The sequence below is a fragment of the Rhodococcus ruber genome (assembly GCF_027270735.1).
Taxonomy (GTDB): domain Bacteria; phylum Actinomycetota; class Actinomycetes; order Mycobacteriales; family Mycobacteriaceae; genus Rhodococcoides; species Rhodococcoides rubrum_A.
Window position 1 is genome coordinate 479,778 of the sequence record NZ_JAPWIJ010000003.1, and the last position, 23,868, is coordinate 503,645.

At 65.4% G+C, this 23,868-nt stretch carries 19 protein-coding genes; 10 read left to right on the top strand and 9 right to left on the bottom strand.

From position 1 onward, the window contains the following. The first annotated feature begins 74 nt into the window (after positions 1-74). Entirely contained in the window at positions 75-632 is a 558-nt protein-coding gene (locus tag O4220_RS09485) for a transglycosylase family protein (RefSeq protein ID WP_269603383.1), read from the top strand. 104 nt (positions 633-736) lie between these two features. Here O4220_RS09485 and O4220_RS09490 read toward each other — a convergent pair whose 3' ends face one another. Beyond that, a complete protein-coding gene (locus O4220_RS09490; RefSeq protein WP_269603385.1) occupies positions 737-3,697 on the bottom strand; it encodes a UPF0182 family protein in 2,961 nt (986 codons plus the stop codon). Between the two features lie 276 nt (positions 3,698-3,973). Between O4220_RS09490 and O4220_RS09495 the strand changes: the two genes are divergently transcribed. Next, positions 3,974-4,552, top strand: coding sequence for a PPA1309 family protein (locus O4220_RS09495; protein ID WP_269603655.1), 579 nt, complete (start codon positions 3,974-3,976; stop codon positions 4,550-4,552). A gap of 31 nt (positions 4,553-4,583) precedes the next feature. Here O4220_RS09495 and O4220_RS09500 read toward each other — a convergent pair whose 3' ends face one another. Next, on the bottom strand, positions 4,584-5,609 hold the full coding sequence (locus O4220_RS09500; RefSeq protein ID WP_269603386.1) for a PDZ domain-containing protein: 1,026 nt from the start codon (positions 5,607-5,609) through the stop codon (positions 4,584-4,586). Between the two features lie 143 nt (positions 5,610-5,752). On the opposite strand from O4220_RS09500, the gene O4220_RS09505 reads away from it, so the two are divergent. The 3 genes from O4220_RS09505 (at position 5,753) to O4220_RS09515 (ending at position 9,561) form a co-directional block, all read left to right on the top strand. Beyond that, the gene (locus tag O4220_RS09505) at positions 5,753-7,162 is read left to right on the top strand and encodes a zinc-dependent metalloprotease (RefSeq protein ID WP_269603387.1); all 1,410 of its coding nucleotides are present in this window, start codon (positions 5,753-5,755) and stop codon (positions 7,160-7,162) included. A gap of 122 nt (positions 7,163-7,284) precedes the next feature. Beyond that, positions 7,285-8,169, top strand: a complete 885-nt coding sequence (locus tag O4220_RS09510) for a hypothetical protein (protein ID WP_269603388.1) — start codon at positions 7,285-7,287, stop codon at positions 8,167-8,169. 81 nt (positions 8,170-8,250) lie between these two features. Beyond that, on the top strand, positions 8,251-9,561 hold the full coding sequence (locus O4220_RS09515; RefSeq protein ID WP_269603389.1) for an ABC1 kinase family protein: 1,311 nt from the start codon (positions 8,251-8,253) through the stop codon (positions 9,559-9,561). Positions 9,562-9,595: 34 nt separating this feature from the next. On the opposite strand, the gene O4220_RS09520 is transcribed toward O4220_RS09515, so the two are convergent. The 3 genes from O4220_RS09520 to O4220_RS09530 form a co-directional block, all read right to left on the bottom strand. Then, positions 9,596-9,931 (bottom strand): WhiB family transcriptional regulator, encoded by a 336-nt coding sequence (locus tag O4220_RS09520; protein WP_269603390.1) that lies wholly within the window; start codon positions 9,929-9,931, stop codon positions 9,596-9,598. 153 nt (positions 9,932-10,084) lie between these two features. Beyond that, the gene (locus O4220_RS09525) at positions 10,085-10,390 is read right to left on the bottom strand and encodes a hypothetical protein (protein WP_269603391.1); all 306 of its coding nucleotides are present in this window, start codon (positions 10,388-10,390) and stop codon (positions 10,085-10,087) included. Positions 10,391-10,533: 143 nt separating this feature from the next. Beyond that, on the bottom strand, positions 10,534-12,648 hold the full coding sequence (locus O4220_RS09530; RefSeq protein WP_420030354.1) for an ATP-dependent DNA helicase UvrD2: 2,115 nt from the start codon (positions 12,646-12,648) through the stop codon (positions 10,534-10,536). Positions 12,649-12,707: 59 nt separating this feature from the next. Here O4220_RS09530 and O4220_RS09535 point away from each other — a divergent pair, with 59 nt between their 5' ends. Next, complete coding sequence (locus tag O4220_RS09535; RefSeq protein WP_420030355.1) at positions 12,708-13,007, top strand: mycoredoxin; 300 nt, start codon at positions 12,708-12,710, stop codon at positions 13,005-13,007. A 7-nt stretch (positions 13,008-13,014) separates the two neighbouring features. On the opposite strand, the gene nudC is transcribed toward O4220_RS09535, so the two are convergent. Together nudC and O4220_RS09545 are read right to left on the bottom strand one after the other, a co-directional pair. Then, on the bottom strand, positions 13,015-13,917 hold the full coding sequence (gene nudC / locus O4220_RS09540) for an NAD(+) diphosphatase (protein ID WP_269603392.1): 903 nt from the start codon (positions 13,915-13,917) through the stop codon (positions 13,015-13,017). Positions 13,918-13,941: 24 nt separating this feature from the next. Then, on the bottom strand, positions 13,942-15,009 hold the full coding sequence (locus O4220_RS09545) for a potassium channel family protein (protein WP_032378149.1): 1,068 nt from the start codon (positions 15,007-15,009) through the stop codon (positions 13,942-13,944). Between the two features lie 105 nt (positions 15,010-15,114). On the opposite strand from O4220_RS09545, the gene O4220_RS09550 reads away from it, so the two are divergent. Next, on the top strand, positions 15,115-15,501 hold the full coding sequence (locus tag O4220_RS09550) for a hypothetical protein (RefSeq protein WP_269603394.1): 387 nt from the start codon (positions 15,115-15,117) through the stop codon (positions 15,499-15,501). Here O4220_RS09550 and O4220_RS09555 read toward each other — a convergent pair. Beyond that, on the bottom strand, positions 15,464-18,883 hold the full coding sequence (locus O4220_RS09555; protein WP_269603396.1) for an ATP-dependent helicase: 3,420 nt from the start codon (positions 18,881-18,883) through the stop codon (positions 15,464-15,466). The two genes, O4220_RS09550 and O4220_RS09555, sit on opposite strands and share 38 nt — an antisense overlap. Next, a complete protein-coding gene (locus O4220_RS09560; protein ID WP_269603398.1) occupies positions 18,880-22,191 on the bottom strand; it encodes an ATP-dependent helicase in 3,312 nt (1,103 codons plus the stop codon). Before O4220_RS09560 ends, O4220_RS09555 begins: the two co-directional genes overlap by 4 nt. Positions 22,192-22,300: 109 nt before the next feature. Here O4220_RS09560 and O4220_RS09565 point away from each other — a divergent pair, with 109 nt between their 5' ends. Genes O4220_RS09565 through O4220_RS09575 form a run of 3 tightly spaced genes read left to right on the top strand, consistent with a single transcriptional unit; the run spans position 22,301 to position 23,862 of the window. After that, positions 22,301-23,077: an alpha/beta hydrolase gene (locus O4220_RS09565; RefSeq protein WP_045199959.1), complete on the top strand. Its 777-nt coding sequence runs from the start codon at positions 22,301-22,303 to the stop codon at positions 23,075-23,077. Further along, the gene (locus O4220_RS09570; protein WP_269603403.1) at positions 23,078-23,419 is read left to right on the top strand and encodes an MGMT family protein; all 342 of its coding nucleotides are present in this window, start codon (positions 23,078-23,080) and stop codon (positions 23,417-23,419) included. After that, positions 23,416-23,862, top strand: coding sequence for a PaaI family thioesterase (locus O4220_RS09575; protein ID WP_242458993.1), 447 nt, complete (start codon positions 23,416-23,418; stop codon positions 23,860-23,862). Before O4220_RS09570 ends, O4220_RS09575 begins: the two co-directional genes overlap by 4 nt. The last annotated feature ends 6 nt before the right edge of the window (positions 23,863-23,868 follow it).

The window sequence follows — 23,868 nt, forward strand, 5'->3', positions numbered from 1 at the left end:
CATTCTCGCCACTACACCGGCGGAACGATTGCAGGCCAGTCGCGCCAGTCGAGCGCGGAGAGGATTCACCCCGAATGACCACACAGAACAATTTCGGCAAGCGTGCACTCGGATTGGCCGCCATCGCAGGTGCCGCCGTTGCAATCCCCCTCGGCCTCTCTGCCGGAACCGCCAGCGCAGCCACCCACAACTGGGACGGCGTCGCACAGTGCGAAAGTGGTGGCAACTGGAGCATCAACACCGGAAACGGCTACTACGGTGGCCTGCAGTTCTCGCAGAGCACCTGGACGGCCAACGGTGGATCCGGATCGCCGGCCAACGCATCCAAGGCAGAACAGATCCGCGTAGCGGAGAACACCCTGCAGAGCCAGGGACCGGGCGCATGGCCCGTATGCGGGCAGCAGCTGACTACCGGTGCCTCGACACCCGAGCCCGAGGCTGCACCCGCGCCGAAGGCAGCACCGGCACCCGCACCGGCACCGGCCGTCGCACCGGAGGCTGCAGCCGCAACACAGGCTGCACAGGGCGCATTCGACGCAGCATCCAAACTGGCTGACCAGTACGGCCTGAGCACTCAGTTCCAGCACCTCGTTGCTGCGAACTCCCCCGTGCTCGCGCCCATCGGACGCTGATCCCGAGCAGTTCACACGAGCTGCAGCTTCACAACGAAAGAGCCGCCTCACCGATACGGTGAGGCGGCTCTTTCTCTCATGTCAGCGGGACATGACCGAACAGATCAGCTACCTGCGCGGTTGTAGGCGTCGACGGCGGTCTGCAGATTCTCGAGTGCAGTGCCGAGATCCGCAAGGTTTCCGCTCTGCTGCGCGGTACGCACAGCGGACAGAGCAGAATTCAAGCCGGAGACGGCCGCATCCCGGGTCGTCGAAGAACCGGTGGCCGGTGTCGGAGTTGCCGAAGGCGTGCCGCCGTCGGACGGCGTCGTCTCGGGCACGGCACCCGGCTGGGTGGTGCCGTCGGTCTCACCGGGTGCGGTGACGGTCCGTCCGGCACCCGCTCCGAACACCTGCTCGATGGCTTCGGGCAGGGTCGCGGCATAGCCGACTCGTCCCTCGTACGAGACCAGCACTCGAATCAACTGCGGGTACGCCGATGCCTCGTTGGTACGCGAGGCGTACACGGGCTCCACATAGATCAACCCACCGTTGCCGACCGGAAGGGTCAGCAGGTTGCCGAACTCGACGGTGTTCTCACGGCGCACGATGCCCAAGCTCTCGGACACGTCCGTCGTCGTCGTCATCTGGTTCTGCACCTGATTCGGACCCTGGGTGGATGTATCCGTCGGCAATCTCAGCACGGTGATCTTGCCGTAGTTTTCCGGATCGGAATCTGCACTGACGTACGCGCCGAGAACTTCACGCCGGTAGCCCACCAACGCACTGGTCAGCTGGAACGACGCCTGGTTCTCCTCGTTGGAGACATCGGACGCGACGACGTAGTACGGCGGCTGCTTGGCCGAGGTGTTCTCCGCCGTCGGGTCCGTCGGAACTTCCCAGAAGGCGTTGTTGGTGAAGAACTCTCGCGGATCGTTGACGTGGTACTTGGTGAGCAGCTCACGCTGGACCTTGAACAGGTCCTCCGGGTAACGGAAGTGATCGCGAAGTTCGTCGGACACCTGATCCTTCGGGATGACGGTTCCGGGGAACACGCCTTCCCATGCCTTGAGCACAGGATCGTTCTCATCCTGTTCGTAGAGCTTGACGGTGCCGTCGTAGGCGTCGACCGTGGCCTTCACCGAGTTCCGGATGTACGACACTTCCCGGCTCGGCAGCGCACGGGTCGTGGTGGACTCGATGCTGTCGGCAGTGGCGTCTTCGAGCGACATCCGCTGGGCATACGGGAAGTTGTCCAACGTGGTGTAGCCGTCGATGATCCAGACGAGCTTGCCCTCGACGATCGCCGGGTAAGTCGATCCATCGGTGGTCAACCAGGGTGCAACCTTCTGGACCCTGTCACGGGGATCGCGATTGAACAGGATCTTCGACTCGTCACCGATCACACTCGAGAAGAGGATGTTGCGCTCGGCGTACTTGCTGGCGAACACCAGACGGTTGAAGAAATTGCCGATGTTCACCCCGGCCGCACCGTCGTAGGTGTAGCTCTTGCTGTCGGTGTCGTACTCGCGAGGCTCGCCGGTGGAACCGACGATCGAGTAGTCGGCATCGGAGTTGGCGATGACCGGTCCGAAATAGATGCGCGGCTGATCGAGGTCGCCGGGGCCGTCCTTTCGAATCGAGCCCTCGGCATCGTTCTCGATCCAGTTCACCTGGTAGTTCGGGTAACCGCCCCGTCCGCCGCTGGATTCGTCGGCGACGGCTTCGTCGACGGAGTTGGCGGGTGCTGCCACGAAGCCGTTTCCGTGGGTGAACACCGTATGGCGGTTGATCCAGTCGCGCTGGTTCGCATCGAGCGTCTGCGGTGAGATCTCGCGCGCGGCAACGACGTAATCGCGTAGGTTGCCGTCTGCATCCGGATACCGGTCCACGGCCAGCGTGTCGGGGAACCCGTAGAAGTTTCGGATCTGACGCTGCTGGGTGAAGGTAGGTGCCAGGATGTTCGGGTCGAGCAGACGGATGTTGGACATCGTCGCCGACTCCGACGCCACCTCACCGGGGCTCAACGCTGCTTCGCCGGAGTAGTTCCGGTAAGTGACCACGTCATCGGTCAACCCGTATGCGGCTCGGGTGGCCGCGATGTTGCGCTCGATGTACGTGCTCTCCTTGTCGGCCGCGTTCGGACGCACCGAGAACTGCTCCATGACCAACGGCCAGACTGCACCGATCAGGATCGACGAAAGGACCAGCAATGCCGTGGCCAACGCCGGAATTCTGAGGTCGCGCAGGAAAATTGCCGAGAAGAACGCGATCGCACAGATCACTGCGATGGCCAACAGAATGAGTTTTGCCGGCAACACGGCATTGATGTCGGTGAATCCGGCTCCGGTGAATGTCGGCTCCTTGCGACCGCTCGACAACAACGTGTACCGGTCGAACCAGTAGGCAACGGCCTTGAGCAGAACGAAGCTGCCGGCGATGACAGCGAGTTGAATTCGCGCCGAGCGGGTGAGTGCACCTTCACGCCCGGCTAGCCGGATCCCGCCGAATACGTACTGCGTCACCAGGTTCGCGAAGAAGGCAACCAAGATGGCAACGAACAGCCAGTTGAGGATGAATCGGTAGAACGGCAGGTCGAACGAGTAGAACCCGACGTCGAGGCCGAACTGCGGGTCGGTCTGGCCGAAGTCTCCGCCGTGCAGGAACAGCTGCACGGTCACCCAGTTGGTCTGGGCGATCATGCCGGACAGGAATCCGAACACGACCGGAATTCCGATGCCGAACAGGCGCAACCGGCTCATCACCGTGGTGCGGTACCGCGCGATCGGATCGTTGGGACCGGCCACCGGAACGAACACCGGACGGTTGCGGTACGCCAACAACAATGCGGCGAACACGATGAGTCCGACGACCAGAGCGACGACGAGGAAGATCACCAATCGCGTCAGCAGCGTGGTGGTGTACACGCCACGGAAGTCGACTTCGCCGAACCACAGCCAATTGGTGTACATGTCGATCAGACGGGGACCGATGAGTAGCAGACCTGCTGCTACCAAGGCCAGTACGAGCAAGATCCGGCTTCGCCGCGACAACGACGGCATACCGGTGGGGGGCCTCATGCCCACGAGCCACACTCCAACTTCGGGCGACGCCGACGGCGCCGCAGATGACTTAGGCGGTGCACATTCCGTGCACCGCATGTCCGTTTCGCCCTACTGTACGTACGTTGATCCTACGGCTGCGACGCCCGTACTGCGGCCACTGTCGAACGCAGGTCAGGAGGGTCGGCGTCCATAGAACCGTCCGGATGCGAGGATAGTGCCGTGAGCAACGACAGCGACGGACTGCCCGGCCGAGACGATTTCGGTGACGAGTTCGACCCCGAATCGGGTGGACAGGATGTGGCGCAGGCTTTGGCCCGGTGCGCGCGTGAAGTAGCGGATTTCGTCGACGCAGGCGGATGGCACCAGGCGCCTCAGATGTTCGCCTTGGTACCCACAGCGACTCTCGCAGCAGCGGAACCCGGTCTGCTCGACGACTTGGCCGACGGCGCAGCTCTGACTCCGATTCAGCAGCACTCACTCCCCGAGGACATCACCGGCGGCTCCCCCGCCCTGGACGAATTCCTCGCCACCTCGACGTGGCCCGAGGGTGTCGTCGGATGCGCTCTGGCGCAAGAGATCGTCGTACTTCCCCCGGCCGCCGAATCGACCCTCGACGATGCCTTGATGCCGTTGCTCGCCGATCCCGACGCGGCAGACCGAGCGGCTCGCTCGGCCGCCGAGAACCATCCCGAGAAGCGGGATGCCCGGCTGATCGTCGCGGTCCTCAAGGACGGACCGTCCCTGACGCTGCTGCAGTTGCATCCGGACGAGGACGCCGACCCCTTCGCGCCGATCGACCTACGCGTCGCAGAGGATTTGGCACCCAATGTCGTACACGGGCTCTACGCCACCTTCGACACCGTCGAAGACGACTAGCCGGGACATCGACGGCAGAATTCGAGACAGTTCAGCTGCAGGACGGCGCGTCGGCACCGGAGCCGATCGCCTGCAGCGCCCCGACAGCGCTGTCCAGTGATTCGACGCGCACCAGGCGGAGTCCGTCGGGGACGTTCTGTTGCGCCTCACCGCAGTTCGCGTCCGGAACCAGGAACGTGGTGGCTCCCGCTTCACGGGCGGCGATCAGCTTGTACGGAATGCCGCCGATCGGGCCGACCGTTCCGTCGGCATCTATGGTTCCGGTGCCTGCAACGAACTCTCCGTTGCTCAACTCGCCGGGACTGAGCTTGTCCACCACGGCGAGGCTGAACATCAGTCCGGCCGAGGGTCCACCGACGTCGGCGAGGTTGAACTTCACCTCGAACGGCACGCCGGGCTGCTCTTCGGGAGTGACGCCGAGGTACCCCTTCGATGCGTCGTCGGGCCGCGCGCCCAATACCACCGCACTCGTCTGCGTCGTACCGTCTCGCACGTACTCGATGTCCAGCGAATCGCCCGGCGCTCGGGCGCTGACGGCCTCACGCACTGCAGACGCGGTGGCGACCGGGCTGCCGCCGACCGAGACGAGCGTGTCCCCCACGTTCAGCACCCCGGCGGCGGGCCCATCCTCGGCCACGCTCGCCACGGCCAACGAGACGGGTAGATCCAGGTGGTGCAGTGCGGCAAGTTCAGCGCTGGACTCGGACTCCTCGAAATCCGCTTGGTTACCCTCCTGCACTTCTTCCTTCGACTTGTCGGGCGGATAGACCTCTTCACGCGGAACGAGGCCCTGACGGCCGCTCGCCCAGAAACCGATGGCCTCGAACAGATTGAGTTGATCGCGGACGGCCACCGTCGTCATGTTCAGATGCCCTGCGGTCGGATCGACGTCGGTTCCGTCGATCTGCACCACGGGCACTCCGTCGACATCGCCGAGGGTGTTGTACGTGGGGCCGGGGCCGAGGGCGGCGAACGGAACGGTGACGACCGATCCGGTGACGCCCAGCACCACCACCGGTACCAGCGCAGCGACAAGAGTGGCGATCCTTCGGTTCACTCGGTAGACACTAGATCCGAACGTGCGGTGCCATGGATACCGCCCCTGCCGGAGCCCGTTGCGCAGAGCGCGAGCTTCTACTGTTCGCCGTCAGCGTGACGATCTTCCGCGCTCCCCGTGCACATGGCTTGTACCGTTGAGACATGAGCAATTTTGGTTTCGGTGCTTCCGACGACGACCCGGACAAGAAGAAGGATCCGGACGGTTCGGGCAACCCCGCCGGTTTCGGCTTCGGCGCGGAGGGTTTCGACCCTGCCCAGCTGGGCCAGATGCTCACCCAGTTCGGTCAGATGCTCAGCGGCATGGGCGCTGCTGGCGGGACCGGTTCCGGACCGGTGAACTACGACTTGGCCAAGCAGCTGGCTCGTCAGCAGATGGGTGATTTCAGCCCGGTGTCGGCGGGCGAGCGCGAGGCGATCACCGACGCCGCACACCTGGCCGAGCTCTGGCTGGACGGGGCAACGACCCTGCCTGCCGGTGCCACGAAGACCGTTGCGTGGACGCCGGTCGACTGGCTCGACAACACGATCGACACCTGGAAGCGACTGTGCGACCCGGTCGCCGAGCAGATTTCGGGCATGTGGACATCCGGCCTCCCCGCCGAGGCCCACCAGATGGCCGGACCCATGATGGGCATGCTGACTCAGATGGGCGGAATGGCCTTCGGTTCGCAGCTCGGCCAGGCCCTCGGCCAGCTTTCCAAGGAGGTACTCACCTCGACCGACATCGGGCTACCACTCGGACCGTCGGGCACGGCGGCGTTGTTGCCGTCGGCCATAGCGTCGTTCAGTGAGGGTCTCGAGCAACCCGAGCGTGAGGTCTTGGTGTTCCTTGCGGCGAGGGAAGCCGCACACCAGCGGCTCTACAGCCATATTCCATGGCTGCGGCAACGGGTTCTGGCCACGGTCGAGGAGTACGCGCGCGGAATACGGATGGACTTCTCGGCTATCGAGGAGGCAGCAGCCGGCCTCGACCCCTCCGCGCTGACCGATCCGTCGAAGATCGAAGCAATTCTGCAGCAGGGTGCCTTCGAGCCGCAGACGACGCCGGAGCAGAAGCACGCACTCGAGCGTCTGGAGACGTTGCTGGCCCTGGTCGAAGGATGGGTCGAGACCGTGGTCGCGGCTGCGCTGGGCGACCGGCTGCCGGGGGCGGTGGCACTCGGCGAGACCATCCGCCGACGTCGGGCGTCCGGTGGCCCGGCCGAGCAGACCTTCGCCACGTTGGTCGGCCTCGAATTGCGCCCACGCAAGGTTCGCGAAGCAGCCGATCTGTGGCGCCAACTCCTCGCCGCAGCCGACATCGAGGGACGCGACGGAGTGTGGGCCCACCCCGATCTTCTGCCCGACTCGTCGGATCTGGACAACCCTGCGGCGTTCATCGACCGCGTGGTAGGTGGTGGAACCTCGAACTTCGACGACCCGATCGCACAGCTCGAAGCGATGGAGGCCAAAGAACGCGCGGAAGCCGAACAGGCCGCGGGCAAGGACGACGAAAGCAAGGGCGACGAGAGCACCGACGGTGATCCCGAAAAGGGTTCATCCACAAGCTGACCCAGTAAAATTCACACGAGTTCCACTTCTTCGTCGAACGCCTGCTCGGAGGCACAGCCACCCTGTGGATAACGTGCCTCGGGCGGGCGTTGACGGGAGTGTTCGCTGTCAGAGTGTGTTCCATGATCACACCGACCGTTCGACTCGATCCTGCGGTGGCAATACTGCCTCGACGGGACGGCACCGTTCAACTGGGCTGGAGCCCCGAGACCAGCGTCGTCGTCACTCCGCCTCCCGGTGCCGAGCCGGGTTCGATGCTCGAGCTGCTCCGGCTGCTCGCCGCAGGCCGTTCGAGACCTCATATCGTCTGTCATGCAATGACATTGGGACTCTCCGCCAATCGGACATCGGCGATGCTCGGCGAGTTGGAGGAGTCCGGGTTGCTGGTGCACGGCACGAGCGGGCCCGTCGCGTCGCAGCACGCTACGACGGACGGGCCGGGGACGGTACGGACCGTCCACCTCGTCGGGCGGGGTCCGCTGTCGGACGCATTGGCCTCGGGCCTGAATCGGACCAGCGCCGCGGTGAGCCGATCGAGCCTGACGCCCACGCGCTACCCACAGTCGGCGGTGAATTCGTGGACCTACGACATCGTCGTGCTCGCCGACGATCTGGTCGCCGAGCCCCGATTGGTGACCGATCTGGTGCGTATGCGCATCCCCCATCTTCAGGTGCGGCTGCGGGACGGAAAGGGTGTGGTCGGGCCCTTCGTACTGCCCGGCCGAACGAGTTGCCTACGCTGCGCAGATCTGACTCGCTGCGACCTCGATCCCGAATGGCCGCATCTCTCGGCTCAGCTGCTCGGCACTGTCGGCCAGGCCAGCAGCGCGACGGTGTTGGCCACGGCCGCGTTTGCCTTCGCCCAGCTCGAACCCCTCATCGGCCGTTCCGACGGGTCGATGCCCGAAACCGCCGACTGCACGATGGAGTTGGATCTCGCAGCACGCGCAACCACGGTGCACAAAAGACTGTGGTCCAAGCACCCGCACTGTGATTGCTGGCATTGACCGGACACGGTCACCTCGGCCGATACGGGTCGGAACAGGACGGTCCGAGCAATTGTCGGAAGGTTCAGCCATGATGGAGCTGTGTCTGACATACCGCGCCGTGGATCGACTCGTACTGCAAAACTGGCCAGCATTCCATTGGGAATGGCGGGCCGGGCCGCTGTGGGCTTCGGCAAGAAGCTCGCCGGCGGAAATCGCGACGAGATCGATGCGGACATGGCCGCGAAAGCTGCGGAACAGCTCTTCTCCGTTCTCGGCGAGCTCAAGGGCGGTGCCATGAAGCTGGGGCAGATGCTCTCGGTGATGGAAGCCGCCGTTCCGGAGGAGTATTCCGAGCCGTACCGAGAAGCGCTGACCAAACTCCAAGCGCAGGGTCCGCCCATGCCGGCAAAGACGGTCCACAGAGTGTTGGACCAACAACTCGGAACGGCGTGGCGATCGCGCTTTCTCGATTTCGACGACACTGCGATTGCCTCGGCGAGCATCGGCCAGGTGCACCGGGCCACGTGGTCGGACGGTCGGGACGTTGCAGTGAAAATTCAGTACCCGGGTGCGGACGATGCACTGCGCTCCGACCTCAAGACTCTGTCGCGTTTCGCGAACCTGTTCAGCACCGTGCTCGCGGGCACCGACGTCAAGCCGGTGCTCGAGGAGCTCACTGCCCGCACAGAGGATGAACTCGACTACCGTATCGAGGCCGCGAATCAGCGGGTGTTCAGTAAGGAGTTCGCGGGAGATCCGCAGTTCGCAATTCCCAAAATTGTTGCCAGCGCGCCCAGAGTCGTTGTCAGCGAATGGATGACGGGTCGGCCGTTGGCGGACGTCATTGCCAGCGGTACCGCCGAGGAACGTAACCGGGCGGGCGAGCTACTGGCCCTGTTCGCGTTCGTGTCACCCGCTCGGGCCAAGTTGTTGCACGCAGACCCGCACCCAGGAAACTTCATGATGCTCGACGACGGGCGTATGGGTGTCATCGATTTCGGTGCATGCGCTCCGATGCCTGACGGTCTTCCACCCGTTCTCGGCCGGATGGTTTCGCTCGCCCGCGACGAGAAATTCGACGAACTCGTGGTGTTGTTCACCGAGAGCGGCTTCGTGGTGCCGGGCCGCACGGTGACAGAGAAAGAAATTGCGGACTACCTGCGTCCCTTCACCGACCCGATCCACACCGAGTCGTTCCACTTCACCCGCGCGTGGCTGCAGAAGGCTGCGGGTACTGCCGCAGATTTCAACAGTGCTCAGTTTCGTACTGTTCGAGCATTGAACATGCCCGCCGAATACGTGATGATCTTCCGCGTTCTCGGTGGACTGGTGGGAATCTGCGCCCAGCTCGACGCCTACGCGCCGTACATGGCAATCCTCACCGCGTGGATGCCCGGCTTCACCGACTGAACTATTCGGTGAAGCCGGGCATCAGCTACGGAGATCATGCTGCGTTCTTACGTGGTCGTCCCCGAGGACGCTTCCGGGCGATGACCACTCCTTGATCGAGGATCTCCCCGCCCCATACGCCCCAGGGCTCGGCACGGTCCAATGCCGCATCCAGGCAGGTACGCCTGATGGGGCACTGAGCGCACAGCGCCTTCGCCTGCTCGAGTTCGGCAGGGGTGTCGGCGAACCACATGTCGGGGTTCGCCGCTCGGCAGGGTACGGACAGCTGCAGCTCGGCCAATTCGGTCGAGCCCAATTCAGTGGAACACTGTGCAGCGTAGGCACTTTCGGACTCTGGTCGGCATGTCGTCCGGATCGTGGCGGTTGACACGTCGGTCTCCTCTACTTTTCGTGCGGCGTCGTTGTCGGTTCGAGGGGTAATGCGAACCATGTCGGCCTCACGTTCGGGTAGAGGGACTACCTGAACGACAAAGGCCACGGTCCGCGTTGTGCGGGTCCGTGGCCTGGTGGGCTTTCGAAGCGTCTACCTACAGTGAAGTCGGTGTCTGCTGTCGAGCACGGACGCGCCTGGTGCGCGGTGACGTCGGGCTGCCTGAGCAACGGCTTTCGCTCCTGGTGCCAGGGCAACCTGGGCGGAATTCGACCCCGAGGCCACGTATGCGGACTCGTGGATGGGACCGAAAGCGGAGGAACGAATCCACGTCTGCGCAACAGAGCCTGCGGCGGCGGCATGAGTGCCGAGAGGGGCAACTCCGAAAGGTGCCGTGCCGAGGACAGGGCTGAACGCGACGGTTGCATCGGCAACGGCGGCGTGGAATGTGTTGATCATTTCTTTCAGCTCCTGTTCTGGTCTCGTTGGCGGATTGGACAGTGCGCGATCTCCCGCGGCACGTGAAACAGACTAAGCCCCCCGCCGATATCTGCACAAGTTATTTTTGACCAGCAGTTTCTCGGCGATCTCCACTCGCCCGGTCAACTGTCCGTTGCGCGCACGACTGCGAGTACGTCCTCGCCGAACCGCTCCAACTTCTTGGCTCCGATTCCGGGGATGGCGACGAGTCCCCGCTCGTCCTGCGGCTGCTGCTCGGCGATGGCAGTGAGCGTGTTGTCGCTGAACACCACATATGCCGGCACTTTCAATTCACGGGATTTGTCCAGTCGCCATGACTTCAGGGCGTCCAGCAAGGCGATGTCGACGTTCGACGGGCAGCTATCGCACCGACCGAGCATGGTTGCCGACGTCCCGATCAACGGCTTGCCACACAACCGGCACTTGGGGCCGGATTTCTTGGCCGCGGGTGCCGCTATACGCGAGGCGGGCGAATCCTCGGGCACCAGACCGATGAGAAACCTCGACCGCCGGCGCGACTTGCGCCCACCCTCGTTGCGGGCGAGCGCCCAGGACAGATGCAGGTGGACTCGGGCGCGCGTGACACCGACATAGAGCAGTCTGCGCTCCTCCTCGATCGCGGCCTCGTTGTTGGCGCTCGGATCGTTGCCGATCGCGTGTGAGATCGGCAGAGTTCCGTCGGCGAGACCGACGATGAACACCGCGTCCCACTCCAGGCCCTTCGCCGCGTGCAAGGAGGCCAGCGTCACGCCCTGCACCGTCGGAGGATGCCGCGCCTCGGCTCGCGCGGCGAGCTCCCCCAGCAACTTCTCGAGGGTCAGGTCCGGCTCGTGAACGAGAAGTTCTTCGGTGAGTTGCACCAGACCGCCCAACGACGCCCATTTCTCGCGGGCCTGCGCGCCGGTCGGTTCGGTCGCGGTCAGGCCCAGCGGCGCGAGTACGGCCCGCACCAGAGCCGTCAGGCCGTCGCCGGACTGCGCGCCGTCGGGTAGATCGTCACGACCGGCCGCCTGCCGCAGCGCGTTGACTCCCTGCCGCACCTCGGGTCTGGTGAAGAAGCCCTCCCCGCCGCGCACCTGGTACGGAATCTTCAGTTCGGTCAGCGCCTGCTCGTGCGCCTCGGACTGAGCGTTGATGCGGTACAGAATCGCGATCTCGGCCGGCTCGACCCCCTTCGCGATGAGCCTCTTGACCGCCCGCGCCACGCCGTCGGCCTCCGCCGGCTCGTCGTCGTACTCGAAGAACTCCGGCTCGGGCCCCGGCTCCCGCTGACCGATCAATTGCAGCCGGGTGCCGGCAATACGCCCGCGAGCGGCTCCGATGACACGATTGGCCAGCGACACCACCTCCGGTGTCGACCGGTAGTCACGTTCGAGCCGAACCACGGTGGCCTCGGGGTACTTGCGAGAGAAGTCGAGCAGATATCGAGGGGACGCGCCGGTGAACGAATAGATCGTCTGATTCGCGTCGCCGACGACGGTGAGATCGTCGCGGTCGCCCACCCAGGCGTCGAGCACCCGTTGCTGCAGCGGTGTCACGTCCTGGTATTCGTCGACGACGAAGCAGCGGTAGCGCTCGCGGAACTCGTCCGCCACCGACGAGTGCTCTTCCAGAGCTGCGGCCGTGTGCAGGAGGAGGTCGTCGAAATCGAGCAACATGCCGTCTCCACCTCGAGACTTGAGGTCTTCGTATCCGGCGTACACGGCAGCGACCTTGGCGGCATCCATCGGCACGTCGCGGCGATTGCTCGCCGCGATACGCGGATAGTCCTCGGGCGCGATCAACGATCCTTTGGCCCACTCGATCTCACCTGCGAGATCGCGGATCGCGTCGGTCGAGGTCGATACTCCGGCGCGATTCGCCGCCTGCGAAACAACGGTGAACTTGCGATCGAGTAGCTGCCAGCCGGTGTCTCCGACGACCTGCGGCCAGAAGTATTTGAGTTGCCGCATCGCCGCGGCGTGGAACGTACGGGCCTGTACGGGAGGGCCGTCTCCCCCCACCCCGAGCTCGCGCAGGCGGCCGCGCATCTCACCGGCAGCGCGAGCGGTGAACGTCACCGCCAGTACCTGCCCCGAGGACACATGCCCCGCCGAGACGAGGTGCGCGATGCGTCGAGTGATCGTGCGGGTCTTGCCCGTGCCGGCGCCGGCGAGAACGCACACCGGGCCACGAGGAGCCAGCACCGCCGCGGATTGCTCCGGATCCAGTCCGGTGGTCATCGCGTCGTCAGCCATATGGACCATTGTGTCAGTGCGCACCGACAGTTCCGCCCCGGCCTGAACCTGCCGGAACAATGGCGTCGGCGCTCCTGTTGACTCTTGTCGTGACCACTACCGAGAACACACCGCAGACCCCAGCCGCCCTCACCGTCTACTCCACGACGTGGTGCGGATACTGCCGCCGACTCAAGACCCAGCTCGACGAGGCCGGAATCACCTACGCCGAGATCGACATCGAGCAGAACCCGGAAGCCGCCGACTTCGTCGGAAGCGTCAACAACGGCAATCACGTGGTACCGACCGTCCTCTTCGCCGACGGCTCGACTGCAACCAATCCCGGTCTCGCCGAGGTCAAGCGCGCGCTGTCGCTCTGATCGAGCGTCAGTCCGTGGCCGCCCACGCTTCGAGCATTCCGCGCGCGATCGAGATGGAACCGGGAAGCAACAATCGGGAGGTCGAATCGGATCCCCAGTCGCCCAGTTCCAGCGCCGCGACAACCTCGGCTCGATCGAACCAGTGGGCTTCGGCAATCTCGCCGTCCTGGAAAAGCAACGGCTGCTCCGGGTCGGCGACAGCCGAGAACCCGATCATCACCGAACGCGGGAACGGCCACGGCTGGCTGCCCAGGTAGTCGATGTCGGAGACGTCGAGGCCGACTTCTTCCTTGATCTCCCGTGCCACACACGTTTCCAGGGATTCGCCGGCCTCGACGAAACCCGCCAGAACAGAGAATCGCCGCTCGGGCCAGGCCGGTGCGCGTGCCAGCAGCACTCTGTCGCCGCCGTCGTGGACCAGGCAGATGACTGCGGGATCGGTACGGGGAAATTCCTCGTGGCCGGTGGACTCACTGGTGCGAGACCACCCCGCGTTCGACGGAACCGACGGCGCGCCGTCGAGTGAGCTGAATTGTGCGCTCGCATGCCAATTGAGGATCGCCAACGCACCGGTCACCATCGACAGTGCAGTGCCGTCCAGGCGATCACCGTCGGTACGTAGGTCGCCGAGCGTGCCCTCCACGATCTCCACTCGCCTGGTCCACACGTGCCGGTCCCCGTGGATTCCGAGAAAGACCGCATCAGCCGTGGGCTCCGGTGCAACATCGATGGCGGGGGTGAGGATCAGACCGTCCTCGTCCACGACGAATCTGCCTCTGCCGTCGACGTTCAGCAGTCGGCCGGTCGACCAGCCTGCTGCGAGTGCGGCGGTGTCTCGGCGTAACTCCTCGGCCCTGTTCAGTGGTGACCGGGAGAGGCGAGGTGGGTGAGCGAGGTGGAATTTCGGCACGCTCGGAACCCTACTCGGACTTCGTTACTCACCAACACGACGGATGTACAGCAGGCGATCGGACGCCTCGACCGCATCGACTTCCGGAGTGCCGACCCGGAACAGTTTGCCGCCTCGCACAACCCCGAGCACGATGTCGGTGAGGTGCCGCGGAGAGCCGCCCACCTCGTCCCGCTCGACTTCGCGCTCAGCAATGGCGAAGCCTGCCTCCGGCGTCAACAAGTCCTCGATCATCTCCACCACGGACGGTGTGGACGTGGCGATGCCGAGCAGCCGGCCCGCGGTCTCCGAGGAAACGACCACCGAATCGGCACCGGACTGACGCAGCAGGTGGGTGTTCTCCGCTTCTCTGATGGCCGCGACGATCTTGGCCTTGGGAGCGATCTCGCGGGCGGTCAGAGTCACCAGCACTGCGGTGTCGTCTCGGTTGGTCGCCACGATGATGGCCGACGCATGCTGGGCACCGGTGAGTCTGAGCACGTCGGACTTGGTCGCCGAGCCGTGGACGGTGACCAGGCCCAGGGCCGAAGCGGCATCGAGCACCGTCTGATCTGTGTCGACCACGACGATGTCGGACGCCGGTACGCCGTCTCCGAGCATCGCGTCGACTGCGGTTCGGCCCTTGGTGCCGAAACCGATGACCACGGTGTGATTGCGCACGCTGCGTCTCCATCGCTGAATTTTGAATGCTTGTCTGGACCGCTCGGTGAGAACCGACAGCGTCGTTCCGACCAGCAGAATGAGGAACAGGACCCGAAGTGGTGTGATGACAAGAATATTGACCAGTCGCGCCGACGGGCTCATCGGCGCGATGTCACCGTATCCCGTCGTCGACAGCGACACCGTCGCATAGTAGAACGCGTCCAGGAAGGACAGTTCGCCGTTCTGGTTGTCGCTGTAACCGTCGCGGTCGAGGTACACGACGAACGCTGCGAGAAACAGGATGCCGAGCGCCATCAGTACCCGTTTGTAGATCGCGCTCCACGGACTCGATTCCAGCTCCGGTACTCGGAGCACTCCGACGAGCGCGAAGTCGGGCTTGTCGGTCAACGCGCCACTGTCGCTCAGGCGCGCACGCAACCTACCTGCCACGTGGCCCGCCGAAGTGTGCGCAGAAGTCGAGAACATTCACGGCACGCAGCGTAACCCCATGCAACGAATCTGTGCCGACGACTCGGGATGTGGCACGGTAAGTGCATGACACAGCGACCAAGTCAGGCAGCCGCACTGCGCCTCGCCGGACTGCTCACCGGGGCCGGCATTCTCCACTTCGTCACCCCGTCGTTCTTCGACGCGCAGGTTCCGACGGCACTGCCGGGTTCGGCTCGCACGTACACCCAGGTATCGGGGGTCGCCGAGCTGGCGGTGGCCGCAACACTTGCCACGCCTCGCACCCGCCGCCTGGGCGGCGCACTCGCGGCCGGTCTGTTCGTTGCCGTCTTCCCCGCCAACATCAACCTCGCATGGAAGTACGTGCAGAGCTCCAAGACGTCACCGGCGCTCAAAGCAGCCATGATCGCCCGTCTGCCGCTACAGATCCCGCTGGTCACCGAGGCTCTGAAGGCTCGCCGGAACGCGCAATAGCGTCGAGCGGCGTCGAGACGGCCGGACCCTCCAGAAGTTCGGCCAAAGCTGTTGCGTCCGGCAGGTTCTCGGGCGAGATGGTGTGGCCGCTGCGGACATAGTGGAACGCCGCGCGTACGCGGTCCAGCGAAACCGGTTCGGCCCGCCCGATCGACATCAGCTCGGCCCACGCCAGTCGGTAGGCTGCGAGTTGCATCGCCACTGCCTGCTGTTCCGATGCCGTCGGCTCTGCACCGGTTTTCCAGTCGACGACGGTCCAGCCGCCGTCGGGGTCCGCGAACACGGCGTCGATTCGACCGCGCAACACCGTGCCCGCAACGGACGTCTCGAACGGGACCTCCACCTCCACGGGGCTGCGCAGCGACCATTCCGAGTCCAGAAACGCTTGCTGCAACGTTTCCAGGTCGACGTCGGCCGACGCACCGGTATCGGCCGAGCCCGGCAACTCGTCGAGGTCGAGCAACCGGGTTGCACCGAACCGCCGCTCGACCCAGGCGTGAAATGCAGTTCCTCTGCGCGCCAATGGGTTCGGAGGAAACGGCAACGGCCTGCGCAGTCGCGATGCCAGGCCATCGGGATCTGCGGCCAAGTCCACCAACTGTGTCACCGACAGGTTGCCCGGCAAGGCCACGTCGACTCCCGCGACCGACCTCGCTGCCCGCTCCGCCAGCAGGGTCTCGACATCGGCAGCCCAGTTCTCCGGATCGGTCAGGGTTGCGTCGTCAGCGCTCTCACTCGAATTACGCTGCGCCGCATCACCATCTGCCAGTGCGCGTAGCACCTCCCGCGCGCCGCTCTCGACCGCACCACGTCTGGGTCCGAGCGGGTCTCGCGGCCAGGACGCCGTGTGCGGCACAGCTCCGAGTGGGTTCTGCACTCCGTCCTCCGGAGCCGGGGCCCACTGCTCGATCACAGCTGCGGCGTCGTCAGATCCGCTTACTTGCCTGTGCAATTCGTCGAGAAACTCCGACGGCCCACGCGACTTCGTCGACGTTTGGTCCCAGTGGTGCGCGGACACCAACAGCACCCGTTCGGTTCGGGTCAGAGCCACGTAGAACAGCCGCCGGTCCTCGGCGAGCCGGCGCCGGGCGAGCGCATCCTTGTGGTTCTTTACTGCATCCTCCAGGTCCTTACGGTTGTAGAGCTGGTCGAGCTCGAGAACCGGAACGCCCTCGGAGCCCTCACCGTCCAGCGCGCGATCACCGCGCAGCGACGGCGGTAGTTCGGCCATGGCTCCGAGCCAGGTCGAAGACGCGTTCGACGACGGGAACACACCCTTCGCTACGTGCGGAACGGCCACGACCTCCCATTCGAGGCCCTTCGCGGAGTGGACAGTGAGCACCTGCACTCGATGTGGCGCGACCTCGACCTCCCCTGGTGCGAGGCCGTCCTCGACCGTCTCCGCCGCAGCGAGGAACGACAGAAACCCGGTCACCGTGGCGGTGGGATTGTCTGCGTAATCGGCCACCACGTGAGCGAATGCATCCAGATGTTCACGGCCGACTGCCCCGTCGGTACCGATCGGTGTCCGGGCTTGCGCTTCGACCCCGATGTTCATGATCCGCTCGATGTCGCCGACCAATTCCGTCAGCGGTTGCCCGATTCGGTCGCGCAGCAGGTGCAGTTCACCCGCGAGCGCGACGATCCGCCGGTAGCCGACCTCCGAGTAACGGTCGTCCGGACCTGGATCGGCTATGGCGTCTGCCAGGCCCGCCTGCTCGGACTGCTCGCCGGGCAATGCACTGCCGAGTGCGGCATCCAACGCCTCGGGGTCGTCGACCCGACCCGCGGTGCCGTACCCGCCGCGGATCTCGAGTTCTCGGGCACGCTGGGAGAGTGCCCGCAGATCCGTCGGCCCGATCTGCCACCGAGAACCGGTGAGGATGCGCATCGCGGAACTGCCGGCAGTCGGGTCGGCGACCAGTCGCAGCATCGCGATGATGTCTGCCACCTCGGGGACGTGCAGCAATCCGCCGAGCCCGACGACCTCCACCGGCAACCCACGGCTGCGCAGTACGTCGGCAATCGGTTCGGCATCGGCGTTGCGCCGCACCAGAACTGCAGCGGTGGGCGGTGGCCGATCCTGCTCGAGGGCCGAGCGGTACTCCCCCGCAATCCGGTCGGCAATCCACTCGCGTTCGCCCAGAACCGTATCGGTAACGGCAATTCGGACGTCTCCGGGAACAGCTCCCGGACGTGCCCGCAGAGTCGGCACCGGAACACCGACGCGGCGCAGTGGATCGGTGATCAGGTTCGCCAGAGTCAGCGCCTCGGGCGGATTTCGCCAGCTGGTGAGTAGTTCCAGTCGAGGGGCCGGGTCACCGTCGGCCTGCGGAAAGTCGGTGGCGAACCGTGGCAGGTTCGCTGCCGAGGCACCGCGCCAGCCGTAGATCGATTGCATCGGATCGCCGACCGCCGTCAGCGCCAACGTGGGGTCGCCGCCGGATCCGAACAGTGACGACAGCAGGACGCGTTGGGCATGCCCGGTGTCCTGGTATTCGTCGAGCAGTACCAGCCGAAAACGTTGCCGTTCAGCTGTTCCCACCTCCGCATGGTCGGCCGCGACCCGCGCCGCCATCGACATCTGCGAGCCGAAATCCAGAGCGCCCTCTCGGCGCAGAGTCTGGCCCAGCCGTTCCACCAACGGCAACAAACCGATTCGTTGATGCTGTGCGTCGAGGATGTTCAGCAACTCTTTGGTGGGGCCGCCGCGTTGTCGCGGGCCGGGCCCGAGCGTGTGAACCAGTTTCTCCAACTCCACGTGAGCCTGGCGCAGCTCATCGGGATCGACGAGATGCTCGGCCAACTGGCCCGAGAGCGCCAGCACCGACTCGGTTACCGACGTGGGGTTTCGGTCGGTGTCCAGGTCGCCGTCCCAGGTGCTGACGACGCGGTGCGCCAGCTGCCACAATTCGGTTTCCGAGAGCAGTGTGGCGGACGGTTCGATCGGCAGCAGCAAGCCGTGCTCGGTGAGCAGTCGGCCTGCATAGGAGTGATACGTGCTCACTTCGGGCTCGGCACCGAGAATCCGTTCACGCAGTGCCAGACTGGGATCGAGTGCGCGCACCAGATCGGATCCGGCCAGCCGCGCCAGCCGCGCCCTGATCCGAGACGTCAACTGCTGCGCGGCCTTTCGAGTGAAAGTCAGGCCGAGCACCTGGTCGGGGTCGACGAAACCGTTGGCCACCATCCACACCACCCGGGCGGCCATCGTCTCGGTCTTGCCCGCCCCCGCTCCTGCCACCACGAGCATCGGGCCGGGCGGGGCCGCGATCACCGCGGCCTGCTCGTCGGTCGGCGGATGCTTCTGTCCGAGTGCCCGGGCGAGCTCGACCGGCGACACCCGCACCGAACCGGTCCGTTTCTTCGTCGGTGTCGTCACTGCTCGGTCACCTGCCTCCCTGTCTCGTGTGCCGGGCAACTGGACTTGACCGGGCAGTGCCTACAGCCGTCGTTCACGCGCGCTTCGAATGTCGGCCCCTGTGTTGCCGATGCGGCCTGGTGCACGGTGTCCCGCCACTCCTCGAGTTTCTCCGGCGTCGGAACCTCCTGTACGCGCTGAGTCGCCCCGTCCTTGTTGTGCGGTTTGGCAACGAACACCAGCCGGGCTCCGCCGGGTTCGCCCGCGGGCTCGCCCTCGATCGCACCGGCTGCAGCAGCAACCTGATAGGTGGCCAGCTGGTGGTGGTTACGTGCGTCCTCCTTCGACATGACGGTCTTCGCCGTCTTGACGTCGATGATCACCGGCCGACCGTCCGGGTCGTGTTCGAGTCGATCGATACGTCCACGCAACGCGACCGCCGGCTCGTTCTCGGACCGCGCTTCCAGGACGCCGTCGACCTGTACTTCCACTCCGGCCTCGGTGAGCTCGCCTCGACTGCCGTGCAGCCAACTCTCGAATGTCTCCAGCATGGCCCCGGTTCGATCCAGCTCATGCCGCGAGTACCACTGCGAACCGAGATCGACTGCGTCCCATGCTGTTTCGAGTGCACGACGAAGTTGCTCCGGTGGCATCCGACCGGCCACTGCCTGAACGAGAGTGTGCACGAGAGTACCGGTGACCGCATGGGTGTTGGTGCCGTCGTTGCCGCCGTGACGTTCAAGCATCCACCGCAGCGGACAGGTGGTGAGTTGTTCCACCGTCGACGGAGACAGCGGCACCGGGCCGTCTCCGAGCTGCCACAACGGCGCGTCGGTGCTGAGCCCCGCCACCCCGAACCACTCGTCCGGATGCGCGCCTCGGACACCGGCGTCGGCGAGAGTTGCCAGATGGCGAGCAGCTCGGGCTCGCTTGTCCGGATCCTGCTCGGCAACGACTGGATCGCACACGACACTGCGCAGCTCGGCAACCAGCATCGGCAGCGCCAACACCCGATGTGCGGACTCGGGTGCTTCGAGCGGAAGGAGGGACTCGCCGTCGACGTCCACCCCGCGCAGTTCGTCGACGAAGCGGGAACGAACGAGGTCGGCATCGCCGGTACTGGAATCGACGGCAGTGACGAGCAGAGTCGATCGAGCGCGGCTGCACGCGACCAGAAACAGCGTGCGCTCCTCGGCGAGCAGGGGTGCCGATTTCGACAGACGCCCGTCGAGTGCTGCTCCGGCGTCGAACGTTCCGGACACGAGGTCGACCAGGGTGTCGGTTCCGAGGAGGCTTCCGCGCGCTCGAAGGCCCGGCCACAAACCTTCCTGAACCCCGGCCACCGCAACGAGCTCCCATTCCCGACCCGCAGCAGAGTGCGCACTGAGCAGGGTGACGGCGTCGGCCCGAACCGTGGCGCGATGCGAGTTCAGAGTGGGGATCTCCTGCTGCGCAATGTAATCGAGAAATCCGCCGATCTGTGCCCGCGGCAGTCTGTCGACATAGGCTGCCGCCGCATCGAACAACGCAACCACTGCATCGAGGTCACGGTCCGCCTGGGCACCGGCCGAGCCACCCCACGCGGACGCGCCGGCCCACCGACGTTCGAGACCCGATGCCTGCCAGGCTGCCCACAACACGTCCTCGACACCGCGACCCGTCCGGGCAACCGCTCTCGCCTTTCGGATCACGCCGAGGGCTTTGCGCAGTGGCGCGGACTCCACATCCGACAGTCCGCCGATCCATCCGGTCTTTCCACGAGAATCGTCGGTGAGGACGCCCCTGAGAAGTTCGGCCGAGTCGCGTTCACCGCCCGATGCGAGCTCGAGTCTTCTCATTCCCCGACGCAGTCGACGCAGACCCACCGGATCGGCTCCGCCGATCGGCCCGGACAGCAAAGCCAGTGCATCTTCACCGTCGAAGGTCGGATCGGAGATCGCACGCAGTACCAGCAGTAGACCCACCGCCCCGTGCTGGCGATGCAGCGGAAGCTCGGAGGTGGGCGTGATCATCGGAACACCTGCTGCGTGCAGTGCCCGGCGCAACGGTGCAACGGTCCTCGGCACCGACCGCACCACGATGGCCATCTCGGACCACGGCATACCGTCGATCAGGTGGGCCCGCCGCATGGCGTCGGCGATGATCGCGGCTTCCTTGGCCGGCGAGGACGTGACGTGCACCCGAGCATGAGGGTTGCCGAATCGAGCAACGGCTACTGGCTCGGGACACCGGTGCCGACCGAGCCCGGGCAAGCGCCTCGCCACGATATCGGTCAACTCGGCAACCTCCGGCACGGACCGGTGATTGCGCGTCAGCATTACTCGCCGTGGCGAATCGACCTCGACGAGGTCGGCCACGAATGTGGGATCGGCACCACGAAAAGTGAACACGGATTGATCGGGATCCCCCGCGACGACGGTCAATTCGGTGTCGGTACCGATCAGCCGAACCAATTGTGCTGCTTGCGGATCGAGGTGCTGAGCATCGTCGACGACGAGGTGGCGGATGCGGGCACGTTCACTGCGAAGCAGTTCCGGGTCGGTGGCGAACGCCATCAGCGCGGCACCGATGAGCTCGGCGGCATCCAGACCTGGTGCCGTGGCTCCCGCAGCTTCGACGCCCACTGCCCCGCGCAGCAACATGGCCTGCTCGTACCGAGCGGCGAACCGTCCGACAGCAACCCACTCGGACTTGCTGTGCTTGCGACCGAGTTTGATCAGGTCTTCCGGTCCGATTCCGCGTTCGGCGGACCTGAGCATCATGTCTCGCACCGCGGTCACGAACCCCGCGGTGCCGAGCGCAGGGCGCAAACGATCCGGCCACTCGGCGGCACCGTCCTCTAGGTCACCCCGCAGCATCTCGCGCACCACGGCGTCCTGCTCGGCACCGGTCAGCAACCGCGGCGGCGGGTTGCCGTAGAGAGACGCCTGGAGTCTGAGCACCGCGAAGGCATAGGAGTGCACCGTCCGTACCAACGGTTCACGTGTTGCTCTCAGCGCGTGATCTCCACTGAAGAGGCCGGAGGTGATCACCTCCCGCACCGCGGTTGCCGCCCGTTTGGACTGTGTCAGCACCAGAACCGATTCCGGGTCCCCGGAGACTATGCGCGAGACCGCGTAGTCGGCGACGAGCGATGTCTTTCCCGTCCCGGGGCCACCGAGTATCTGCCACGGATTCCACCGGGGTGCGCCGTGCGCCGCCTCCGCCGCCGAATCCGGTCGTGACGACAACAGCTGAGCAGCCGCGCCGACCCACGTGCGGGCCGGCCGAGCCACCTTGGGTGCCCGGACGAGGGTGACCGTCGCGCCGTGTCTGCCGTCCGTGCTCATGAGTACAGATGCAATCACGGACCACCGACAATGCTCGTCTCAGTGCCGAGGCACCCGCACCGGACCGGCAGAATCCGCGGCGGGCAAGCCATGCGGCATAGTGGTCGACGTGCCCGAGTTGAATCTGCATACGTTCGGACCCGCAGACGGTCCTGAAATCCTCGCCGTTCACGGTGTGACAGGCCACGGTGCCCGCTGGTGGGATCTCGCCGAGAATCACCTGCCCGAAGCCCGAATTCTGGCTCCTGATCTGATCGGCCACGGCTATTCCCCGGCCACGCCGCCTTGGGACATCGACGCGCAGGTCACGGCTCTGAAGGCCGTGCTGGACGCCCACGCGCGCGGTCCGGTCGTGGTGCTCGGACATTCGTACGGCGGCGCGTTGGCCGTCCATCTCGCGCAGAGATTCCCGGACGCGGTGCGGGCGCTGGTTCTGCTCGATCCCGCGATCGCTCTGCCTCCGGACGAGCTGCTCGAGGTGGCCGAGGCCACCGCGAAGTCCCCCGATTACACCGACGCCGACGAGGCGCGATCGGAGAAGATCCACGGGGCGTGGGCGGACGTGCCCACCGAGTTGCTCGACCGCGAGGTCGCCGACCACCTGGTTCCCGCCGAAGGCGGAAAGGTGGCGTGGCGTATGTCGATTCCGGCGATCGTTGCGACGTGGGGCGAGCTCGCTCGTCCGATCGTGGTACCCGCCGAGAGCGTCCCGACCATCGTGGTTCGGGCCATGCGCGTCGAACCCCCTTATGTCACCGACGAATTCCTTGCCGCGCTGCGAGAGAAACTCGGTGAGAACCTGCGCACCGTCGAGCTGGACTGTGATCACATGGTCGGCCAGGCCAAGCCGGTCGAGGTGGCCGAGCTGGTGCGATCCGTGCTCTAGATGGCCCCGATCACCGAAAGCCAAGTCGAGCGAGTGCGCGCATTGGTCGCGTCCATCCCCTCGGGATTCGTCGCCACGTACGGAGACATCGCGGCCGCGGCCGACCTGTCGAGTCCACGCATCGTGGGATGGATCATGCGCACCGACTCCGCCGACCTCCCGTGGCATCGCGTCCTCGGAGCCAGTGGCAGGCCCGCCCCGCACCTCGCCACCCGGCAGCTCGAGACGCTGCGCGGCGAAGGAGTGGCAGTCCGCGACGGCAGAGTGCCGCTGAAGTCGATTCGATTCGACTTCGGGGCGCTCCCATCGCCGCTCGAGTCGACCACTAACCTCGGAGGATGAACATCAGAGACGGGCTCGGGCAATTCGATCCACGCCCCACGGCGAAGTTCGCCCTGTCGAAGGCGAGCACCTTCGTCGCCTCTGCCGGTCTGGTCGTCGACGAGGTCTCGGGCACCCGGGTGGCGGGTCATATCGATTTGACGGACGAGCACTTCACCCCGTGGGGCGTCGTACACGGCGGGGTCTACACAACCGCTGTGGAGAGCGCCGCGAGCATCGGTGCAAGTGAGGCGGTGAAGGACCGCGGTGAGTTCGCGGTGGGAGTGCACAACGGCACCGACTTTCTCCGCGCGAGCAAGGGCGGTCGCGTCGACGTTCTCGCAGAACCGTTGCAGCAGGGTCGTGTTCAACAATTGTGGCTGGTCACCATCACCGCCTCCGACAGCGGCAAGACCATCGCACGCGGTCAGGTTCGGCTGCAGAACGTGCCACTGCCGACATGACAGCGC